The sequence below is a fragment of the Burkholderia lata genome (assembly GCF_902499335.1).
GTDB classification, from domain to species: Bacteria; Pseudomonadota; Gammaproteobacteria; order Burkholderiales; family Burkholderiaceae; genus Burkholderia; species Burkholderia lata_B.
Genome location: NZ_CABVQK010000034.1, coordinates 1 through 8,511 on the forward strand (window position 1 = coordinate 1; position 8,511 = coordinate 8,511).

At 59.1% G+C, this 8,511-nt stretch carries 8 protein-coding genes; 1 reads left to right on the plus strand and 7 read right to left on the minus strand.

Features of this window, described 5'->3' with window-relative positions; translation table 11 throughout:
* Positions 1 to 184: 184 nt before the first annotated feature.
* From BCO18175_RS40185 to BCO18175_RS40210, 7 genes are all read right to left on the minus strand, one after another.
* Positions 185 to 529: a hypothetical protein gene (locus BCO18175_RS40185; protein ID WP_174989335.1), complete on the minus strand. Its 345-nt coding sequence runs from the start codon at positions 527 to 529 to the stop codon at positions 185 to 187.
* A 37-nt stretch (positions 530 to 566) separates the two neighbouring features.
* Positions 567 to 1,190, minus strand: coding sequence for a lytic transglycosylase domain-containing protein (locus BCO18175_RS40190; protein WP_254608257.1), 624 nt, complete (start codon positions 1,188 to 1,190; stop codon positions 567 to 569).
* A gap of 518 nt (positions 1,191 to 1,708) precedes the next feature.
* Positions 1,709 to 2,344 carry a hypothetical protein gene (locus BCO18175_RS40195; RefSeq protein ID WP_174989339.1) on the minus strand — a complete coding sequence of 212 codons (636 nt, stop codon included), beginning with the start codon at positions 2,342 to 2,344 and terminating at the stop codon, positions 1,709 to 1,711.
* 10 nt (positions 2,345 to 2,354) lie between these two features.
* Positions 2,355 to 4,868, minus strand: coding sequence for a fimbria/pilus outer membrane usher protein (locus tag BCO18175_RS40200; protein ID WP_254608258.1), 2,514 nt, complete (start codon positions 4,866 to 4,868; stop codon positions 2,355 to 2,357).
* A gap of 65 nt (positions 4,869 to 4,933) precedes the next feature.
* Positions 4,934 to 5,644 (minus strand): fimbria/pilus chaperone family protein, encoded by a 711-nt coding sequence (locus BCO18175_RS40795; RefSeq protein ID WP_368040730.1) that lies wholly within the window; start codon positions 5,642 to 5,644, stop codon positions 4,934 to 4,936.
* 583 nt (positions 5,645 to 6,227) lie between these two features.
* Positions 6,228 to 6,965: a DUF1120 domain-containing protein gene (locus BCO18175_RS40205; RefSeq protein WP_174989351.1), complete on the minus strand. Its 738-nt coding sequence runs from the start codon at positions 6,963 to 6,965 to the stop codon at positions 6,228 to 6,230.
* A 21-nt stretch (positions 6,966 to 6,986) separates the two neighbouring features.
* Entirely contained in the window at positions 6,987 to 7,700 is a 714-nt protein-coding gene (locus BCO18175_RS40210; protein ID WP_174989353.1) for a DUF1120 domain-containing protein, read from the minus strand.
* 453 nt (positions 7,701 to 8,153) lie between these two features.
* Here BCO18175_RS40210 and BCO18175_RS40215 point away from each other — a divergent pair.
* A partial coding sequence (locus tag BCO18175_RS40215) for a hypothetical protein (protein WP_174989354.1) occupies positions 8,154 to 8,511 on the plus strand: 358 nt, incomplete at its 3' end.

The window sequence follows — 8,511 nt, forward strand, 5'->3', positions numbered from 1 at the left end:
TCAGCGAAACAACGAAGAGGTTAACAAAACGCGCGGCGGGTTAACAGCCCCCAAACAATCATTTTGTTAGAGACTTTAAAACCCAGGTCTTTAGGCGGGGGAGGACGTCAAACTGTGAACGTCATTGCCAAATAGGTCGGTTCCCGGCGCGCTTGGAGAGCGCGATGACCCAGTTCGCGCGGCTTTACCCGGGTTTGTCAGCCTCAGTATCTTGCTCTTGATCCATCTCACAGACGAAATTGCGGATATCTTCGCCGATTCGAGTATCGATAAACAGCTGCAGCGAAATCCAGCTTACATCGCGATGTTGATGCCCACACCACACGACAAATTCCTCAGGCGCGACTCCCACCTTGACCACGTTCCCTCCTTGCCGCGTGATACGCGTGATCATGGTCTTTGTGCGCCGTTCCCAGGCTTCGTAAGTCGGTGGCAAACCGTGCCTCAATAGCACGCGAAACACGTGATAGTCATTTTTTTTGAGCCATGCGATTCTGATCAGAATCGCATTCGAGTTTGAAACTGGCATATCCGGCACCTGACAATGAGATAAATAAAATTAAGATTCAACTCAACAACGCTTGATATGCGTCGCGATAGGATGTGACCTTGTAAACGTACTTCTGAGTTTCAGGATATGGAGGCACGCGGCCGCCATATTTTTTGATTGTGCTGCTGCCCGCGTTATAAGCGGCAATAACCAAGTCGAGGCGCCCGCCATACTCGATCGTCAACTCGCGAAGATAGCGTGCGCCGGCCGTGATGTTCTGTTGTTGATCGAAGAGATCCCGTGCACCATAGTGCGCGCCCGTGCGGGGCATGATTTGCATCAATCCTCTCGCGCCGCGATATGAGACCGCACGTGGATCGCCTCGTGATTCCACATGGATGATGGCCATCAACAACGCGTGATCAACCTGGTAGCGACGGGCAATGGGGCCAGTGATTGAAGCCAATGCATAGACACGAGGTTCGATCTGTTTCGTTTTCTGAAGGTCCAGCTTCCGCGGGTGCTCGCGAACTAATGATCGAGTTAACGTAACGGATACATTGGCGGGAGCGATGCTGAAGTCATATGCCGTGAACGAACGGAGGTGATCCGACAGTCGTCGCGTGCGAATGGCATCAAGTTCGTGCGCTGGAACGAGAAGATCGATCGATCGATTCGATTGATACTCGGCCCATCTCATCGCTGACGGGAGCCGTGTAACAGCGGACCTCGATTCCGCAAGGTGGAGGTTCCCGAACATCCATTGCCCCAAAGGATGGGATGGGTGAGGAGGGATAGTGGTGTGAGTGCCGCATCCGGACAAGGCAAACGTACTGCAGAGAGCTAGAATAACGACGGGTGCCAGTAGGATTCGACGTGTGAACGTGCGGTGCCGATCGGCTCGCTTACCAGAAGTGGAGCGACGACTGCTTGAATGAGAAATATGCGTGTGCTGCATGACTATGACGGATCGAAAATAAGTGAAGTCCCACAAATCGATGCGTCATAGTTGGGATGTTGCTCGGTTTGCGCTCGTATTCGTGATCAGAGTGAGCGGCACGCCGCTCGTTTAAATGAATGAGGAGCAGTCTAGCGAGCGGAATATCGCGATGAAATCGGACTGCGGTGAAAGGTGATCGGGACGAGTTCGAAAGTTGGTGCATGAGAGACTCATCCATCGTTCGCGTGATTCATAGACATCAGATTGGGCCCCGACGGTCAGTGTTCAGTCACCTCGATGACCGCGTCCGAACTTAGGTCAGCGAGATCAGTGATCTTCGCGGCGCCGACGGGAAGTGCCGATTCGATGGTCAGCGTCGCGAGCAAGGTCCGCCCGCGCGCGTCGATACCCTGCGAGGGGGCGATCGTGACCGGATGCCCAGCCAAAAAAGCGACAGCATCAGCAGGCGGCGCAGTTCCCCTGTTCGTATGCAACTGGACTTTGCGCCCGTCGAGCGTCGCGTCGCCGAGTGTCAGTCGTGTAGTGCCCAGCGTGCCGAACGCGAGGTCGCCGTTCGTATTCGCGCGTCCTCGCAGCGAAAGAGAGACGGTGGCGGGGACCGGGCAGGTAACGGCGAGCGGGAGCGTGCGCTTGCCGAAGCTCAGCTGTCGCTTGCCGACTGGCCTCAGTTCGCCGGCGGAATGCTGGCCGTATTCGACGCGCCCCTGGCCGATCGACACTTCACATTTGCGTTGCACGGGCGGTGCTATCGGCAGCGGGCGGAACTGATCGTATCCGATGGGTTCCACCCGGGGTGGGAACGGAGGCTGTGCGTTCGCGTCGGCAAGCGACGCGCCGATGGCGGCCAGCGCGACCAGCGCGGGAATGGATTGGTAGAGGGTTCGGAGCTTCATCGTGATTCCTTCAACGGGCAGCGACTGCTCGACATTGAGCGTCCGAGCGTTCATAGGGGGCGTTAGCATCCGGCTTGTCCGGCAACGCGAAGTCCAGCGAGCACTCGTTGCCGATCGCGTCGCGGACGATCAGTATGGGAGGAGCGTCGATGCCGACGTCCGGCAGGAAAACGGCGCCGTCATCGCCGACGAGCGTGACGAAATTGCCGTCCTCGTCATTGACCGACGCGCCCCGCGGTAGGTGGCTGCCGTTGTCGTCCCGGGCTGTCAGCAGCGCGCGACGGACCTTGACCACGGCGAATGCGACGTCGCTGACACCGCCGCGCCCCGACGTTACCGGCTGGTAGCCGTTGACGAGATCGACGTTGCGGGCGAGGGTCTTGGTTGCGACCTCGATCCTGCCGGTGCCGTACGCGGGCAGCGATGCGATTACCGCACGGCCCGCGCTATCGGTCCAGACCTGGCCGGCCGGCGTGTTAAGGCCGACGCCCGAGAGGTCGCCGACACGGATGATGCCGAACGTGTCGCGGACCGGGTACGGCGAGAACGTCACGCCATGGCCGTGCAGTACCGCGCCGCCCGACGCTTGCGCCGAGAACGACGAACTGTTGCCGGATACACTCGAACTGAACGCGAGCTGCGTGTAGCGTGGCGTGACGTTCAGGCTGCCGCTGAATGCCGGCTGCTTGCTGCGGTCGTCGTAACCCGCCGACAGCGAGTAGTTCGAGTAGTCGTTGATTGCCGCGCTTGTGCGGACCCCGAAGCTTTGGCGTTTGTCCGCACGACTCGCGTAGAGCGAATTGCTGTTGCGTCCCAGCGGAAACGTGGCGGTGGTGAATACGCTGGTGCCCGTGCGGCTTCGTTCGCTGGAGCCCATGTCGCGGTCGAGCGACACGGACAGGCTGACGGGGCCGAACTGTCGCCCCCACGACACGAACAATCGCTTCGAGTCCGATCCGCTGAACGTCGACGAACTGCTGTAGCTGACGCCGATCGCGCCGAACTTCGTATTCGACCATGTCATACCGAGCGAGCGTTGGAGCTGCGGTCGCGTGTCAAGCCACGGCCAGTCGTCGACAGCCGCATTTCCCCGGCCGGACGGGCGCCCGACCGTTTCGAGCACGTCCCGATAACCCGGCGTGCGGCGTGTCTCGGACGCATTCAGCGAGAAATCCCACGGCAATTGCACCGACCCCAGCATCATGGTCTGGATGCCGCGTTCACCGACGCGCCGGTCGTCGGCGGCCGTCACCTGCGCACTCAAGCTTGCGCCTGACCACGGCAGCGTATCGATTCGGCCGCCGACCGCGCGGTAGCCGTTCGAGAGCGTCGCCGCACCGGTCAGGTTTGCCTGTTTGCCGAGCGGCAGGCCGTAGGTCGCGCTCGCGAGCCAGATTTGCCCATCGGTGTCGCCCTCGATCCCACGCACCTTGCCGATCGCGAAGCTCGGGCCGGTCGGCGGTTCGATATTGACCTGCTGCAGCGCGGCTGCTGGCACGACGAACTGATGCTGGGAGTTGTCGGTTTCGATGACGGTGACCGTTACGTCGCGCGTGGTCGACGTCAACTGCACGTCCGACAACGTAAACGGACCCGGGGGGACGACGGTCGAATGAATCAGAATGCCGTTCTGACGAATCTCGACGCGCGCCTGCGAGTTTGCGATGCCCTGGATCAGCGATTGCCCTGTGGTTTGCGGCGCGAGCGCCTGTTCCGGGAAGAACTGGATGCCGTCGAGCGGCACGCCGCCGACGATCTCGCCTTGCGTGTTGATCTGGCCGAACTGGACGACTGACCCGTAGCGGTCGAACGTGCGTTGCGCGTAGGCGGTCAGGTGATCCCATTGCTGGATGCCGTTGCGTGCCGAGAAATAATCCTGGGAGCGCACGATCCAGCCGTTGTAGTTGAAGCCGGCTTCGGTCGAAGCTTGCACGAACTGGCTCGCGCCGCTCGCGTAGCGATTGTGGGTCGCGAGCATTCTGTAGTTCAGGATGCCAGCGGCGCCGTGCTGGCTGAATTCGCGCGCTTGCGCTTCGCGCGCCGCCTGCGCTTCCGGCGGCGAGACGATGTTGATTGTCTGCTGTGCTGGATTCAGACGCACGATCGTTGTCGGATAGGTGTCGACGAATGCGCGGCATGCGGGCGAGACCGCGCGCGCGGTCTCGGCGGCCACGTCGACCGCGCCGGTATCCGGCGCGGAGTCGACTGGCTTCAGGCGTGCCGCCTGAAGGAACGCGGCGTCCATGCACAGGCGGCCGTCGTCGTCGAACGTCGCGTTAACCCGGCCGATCTTGCGCCCGTTCACGACGAGATCGATCGGCGTGTTGGCGCCCATGAAGCGGGCAGACGACTTGAAGCGCTCGGCGATGGCGGGATCGATGCCGCGGGCGCGTAGCACGTCCGGATCGAACGTCGACTCCGCGGCATCGACACTGCCGATCGCGCCGAATGCCGCCACCACGAGGGCGGAGCAGCGGGTGAGCGCGGGCGGGCGTGGCTGATGATCGGTGCGAATGTCGGACATGATGGTGCGAATGGTTGACGAGCACGAGGCACGGCGGGGTGGCGGGACCGGCGTAAATGGGCCTATTAACGAATCGACAGATCGTGGTCGTTGACCATGTATCCATAGACGGTGGCCGGGTAGATCCGGACCGTCATTGCCTGGGAGAGATCTAGGGACGCCTTGGCGGCCGCTCGAACGGACTCGCCGGGCAGGAGGTACGACTTCGGCAGCGTCACCGAGTAGTCGCCCGGCATCACGTTGACGGTTTGATCGAGACGGACCACATGGTTGCTCGGGTTGCGCAATTCGAGTTCGCCGCCTTCGACGTGGGCGGTCAGCTTGGTCCACGGTGCGCGTTCGGACTTGCCGCCCTTCGGCAGGATCAGCATCGGAAGGTTCTGGCGAACTGTCATCCGCACCGTGTTGCCGCTCTTGCTGACTTCCGGAATGCCCTCGAACGTCACGCGCTTCAGCCGTTCCTTGTCGAGCGGTGCCGAGCCAGTCATGATGAAGCGCACGAGCTGCGTCTCGCCGGGTTCGACGCGTGCAACAGGCGGCGTCGCAAGCACGAGCTTTTCCTCGTCCTCGGGGATGTTCTCGATCGTCGTCATCAGCAGGATCGGCGTCGGCTCGGTGTTCGTGATCTTGATGCTGCCGCCGCCTTCCGATTCGCGAACGAGCACGACTGACGTTTCGGGAAGCGGTCCGCCCGCGTGAGCCTGCGTCAAGCCGACCATTGCCGAAGCCGCCAAGGAGAAGGGGGCAATCCATTTGAATTTATTCAGCGATTTCATTTTCGATGTTCCTGTGGAGAGTGGGGGATTCGGTATATTTAATAATCGATTGATTCGGCGTCGATCTAGATCAAAATGTCGTTTTGTGTTGATGTGCCAATTTTATTGGCGCGCGTGAAAATGACGATCTGACTAGATCTTGTGCATGATCGGATTAGTCCGAATTTGAAGGAATAGGGTTATTTTGTTCGTACCCTTTATAGGCTCGTTATGATACTGAGGCCGCTGCAATGTGTTTGAAACACTCGGGGCAGTAAGGAAAAATGGGAGTTGATCCGATTCGACAATACGTCTGATCTTTCGATGGACGAGGTCGTTGGCGTTTGAGATTTGTCTGGTGTCGAGGGGGAGTGAGGCGATCGAATCCGAGCTGGATTCGCGGGGTCGGATGAATTATTTGAGATGCATCATGAATTGCTGAGTTCAGCTTGGATTTTATTTTTCCGTCTTTTGTGGTGAGAAAAATAATCAATAGGGAGATTGATGACCGGCGGAATTCATTCAATCAGCTATTTGATCGAGGTGAAAAACGAAAAGCAGTGAAGGGCGGCATGTGCCAATCGACACATGCCGCAGGATCGCATTACAGATAGCGCAGTTCGAAGTTCACCTGACCGTCGAGTTGGATTTCATCGCCGGCCGGCAGATTTGCCGGCTTGGCGATGGTCGGCGTGACCGTCAGCGTAGTGGAGGCAGTCTCAAAGGCGACCGGAACCGTCCCGCTGCTTCGCCAACCGCCCGTATAGAAGGTGTAGCCGTTCCTGATACCGTCGTTCTCGGTCGCTAGCGTCGAATCTCTAAAAGGCTGGCCGGAATAATACAGCGTATCGTTGGCCTGCAGCCCCGCCATTTTGCCTGGCTGGTTATCGACGGTTGCGTCACCGCTAGGCACCTGGATCATAAAACCACCGATCTTCTGTGGATTGTTTTCGCCGTCCGGCGTCGTGCCGAGGCCAAAGATCGAGCCAGACCAGTTACTGGCCGCCGTTACGTCGACCCATGCCGAAGACAAGACGTCGCTGTAGGCGATCTTCGAGGCGGCCTTTGCGTCAGTGAGCTTCACGGCGACGCGGGTCGGCGCTTCGCAGCTGACGTTCATGCCAATATTCTGAGATTCCAGCTTGGTCCCGCCTGCGTCGAGCGCATTGAACGCGCGTGTGAACGTGAGTTCGCCGTTGCCGTCGAAGCCGATGTTGCATGCCGGCGGGGTAATTTCACCGCGGACTTCGATCGTGGCGGAGGTTTGTTGGGCCATGGCGGAACCGGTGACGCCGAGCAGTGCGAGCGCGGCGGCCGGTGCGATGAATTGATGAAATTTCATGTTCGTATTTATTCCTGATGATCAGAGGTAGACCAAATTGAACGTGATGCTGCCGTCGAACTCAATCTTGTCGGTAGTCGGGAGCGTCACGGACTTGGCGATGGTCGGAGTAATCGAAATGTTGCCATCGACGTTTGTGACCGGCGTGGGAGTGAAGGTGCCGCTCGTGGCCCAGGAATAGGTCTGGGATGGGGAGAAGTACTGCTTGAGCGTCGTATCGGACGACCAGTTGCCAGTGGTGGTGTGGTCGGTGGTGTAGATCACACCAGCTTCCGCTGAACCGCCTGCGGTCTCGATATTGACAGTACCGCCGGCGAAACCGAGCATGAGGCCGCCGATCTTGATGCCGCCTTCGGCTGAGTTGCCGGTCGTGCCGAGGCCGAAGACGTAGCTGTCGTTGGGCGTGGTATGGGCCCATCGATTGCTGGCAACATCGGCCTTGGCGATCTTCGTCGCGGCCTTGTCGTCGGTGATGGAGAGGCCGACACGGGTCGGTGCGTCGCAGCTGATGTTCATAGCGACGTCTTTTGGATTGATCTTGGTGCCGTCAACGTTCAGTTCGCTGAACGAGCGCGACTCGAAATCGACGATGCTGCCGCTTGGGATCGAGATTTCGCACGCAGGCGGCGTGATCGTGCCATTGACGACGAGGGTCGCAGACGTTTGCGCAAAGGCGGCTGCGCTGCAGGTGAGCAGCGTGGGAAACGCGATTGCCAGATAGAGTTTTGTCTTCATACGAATGTAAGATAAAGGTTGAAAGTGCATTTCCCCAATGCGCAAGTGCTGCTCAAATGGGGTAGATATTCAGGAGTGCATTGGATGACATTCCATCGAATCAATTGCGTCGACTCCTGTGAAAGAATTGTAGGGATATGAAAAAATTTGCCGATATGACGTGTCCAATTGTGCATGGGACTTGTCCGATATTTGGCGTGAGAGGTGTCAGAATTTACGTGTTCAAGGCGAGTTGAGAATCTCACGGTAGACGTTTGCGTTCGTCGTACTCATCTCGACATCCCGTGCGCCACAGATCAAACGAACACGAATCGTAAGCATGATGCAGCAACTACAATCTGACTGGTCAGATTGTGCGCACGAGACTCCTGTCGATAACGTAACGAACTGCATGACCGACTCGCCAGCAGGCGCATGGAAAGCACTTCGGCTCACGTTATTGGAGAACATCACATGGTCGTACGCCACATCACGGGACAGCCTCCGCTGCCGCAGCATCAAGTCGCCGGGCCGGAGGTCAAGGATTCGGGCAGTACTTCGAAACAGGATCGACGCGATGCCGTGACGGGTCAGTTGCAATCGCTGACGGAGTTGAGAGAGGGAAGCCCCGCGACATCGCGCCAGACCAACGCGAAGCAAACCGGTGCCACGTTCGCGTCGAATCGCTCCAAACGCGATACCACTGCATCGGGCGCGAGCACGCAGTCGGCTTCAACAACGACCGACACGAGCATGGCACAGCGCGAGAAGGTCGACACGCTCTACAGCCTATCGGGGCAGGCCAACGCGGTGTTCGACCAAAAGCCGCGGC